1 protein-coding gene is annotated in these 1,162 nt (G+C 42.2%); it reads left to right on the top strand.

Features of this window, described 5'->3' with window-relative positions; all coding sequences use genetic code 11:
* On the top strand, nucleotides 1-1,162 hold a 1,162-nt coding region (locus GY843_RS08125), incomplete at both ends, for a hypothetical protein (RefSeq protein WP_297308396.1).

The following is a 1,162-nucleotide window of genomic DNA, read 5'->3' on the forward strand; positions in this document are numbered from 1 at the left end:
ATATTCTGATACAACTAAGGTTGCTCAAGCAGACTGGTTACAGAACGGCTTTGATGATGCTTCAGCAGTCACATTAACATGGACAGACGCAGCACCAGACAGGACTTTAACACTATCACCAACAGCAGTAAGTTATGATTACTTTATCCAAGGTAAGAAGTACAACGAGACTGGAAACCTTACAGCACAGTTGACCGATACCGAAGGACTCTGGGTTATTTATTTCGACTCTGAAGGGGTACTTGCTACTGCATTAAATCCGAGTCATGCACAAATTGACACTGTAATAATGACAAAAGCGGTCGTTGCTTATGTTTACTGGGATGCTACTAATAACGACGGTAGACTAATGACTGAGAAACACGGGTCAAATATGGCTCCCGCTACTCATCACTGGTTACATGATAATATGGGCGCTGTTTATCGGGAAGGTATGGCACTTGCCAATTTTGATATAGATCAAGATGGAAATACCACAACTGATGCGCAGTTCAGTATTGCAGCCGGAGAGTTTTATGATGAAGATATAGAGCACGATCTCAGCGCAGTATTATCTACAGCTGGGGTTGAGATCTGGTATCTAGTCGGCACAGCATGGAGATGGATCACAAGAGCCGGGTATTCTTTCCAGATGTCAGCTGGTGACGTTTATTATAATAACGCTGGGGCACAAACCGCAGTCGGGAATAATGATTTTTGTTTAGGCCATATTTTTGCTACTAACATCACAGATGATTCAGGAGCAAATCCGAAATATATAGCGATTCAGGGTCAATATGAATATACAACAAGAGGGGATGCAAGAGATGGGGCAGAAGTTGAAATAAACGAACTTGCTTACGGGACTTTACCTCTTCAGGAAATTGTACCTGTAGCAACATTTATTATACAGAATCGTGGGACGTATGGAGCACTAAGGACGACTGAAAGTGGAGCTAATTTTGTTGACTGGAGATCATCAAACCTGAAAGGAGCTGGTGGAACAGTTGCAGAACATGGTTCACTTGCCGGGTTATCTGACGATGATCATGCTCAATATGCATTACTAGCAGGGCGTGCAACAGTACAAACCTTTGCTGATAGTCTTAATATAAGAACTCCAATTACAGAAGAGAATGCGATAAATATAACTGGAGCTGCATTTGATGAATCTAGTATTGGG

This window comes from Neptuniibacter sp. (assembly GCF_024231755.1).
Classification (GTDB): Bacteria; Pseudomonadota; Gammaproteobacteria; order Pseudomonadales; family Balneatricaceae; genus Neptuniibacter.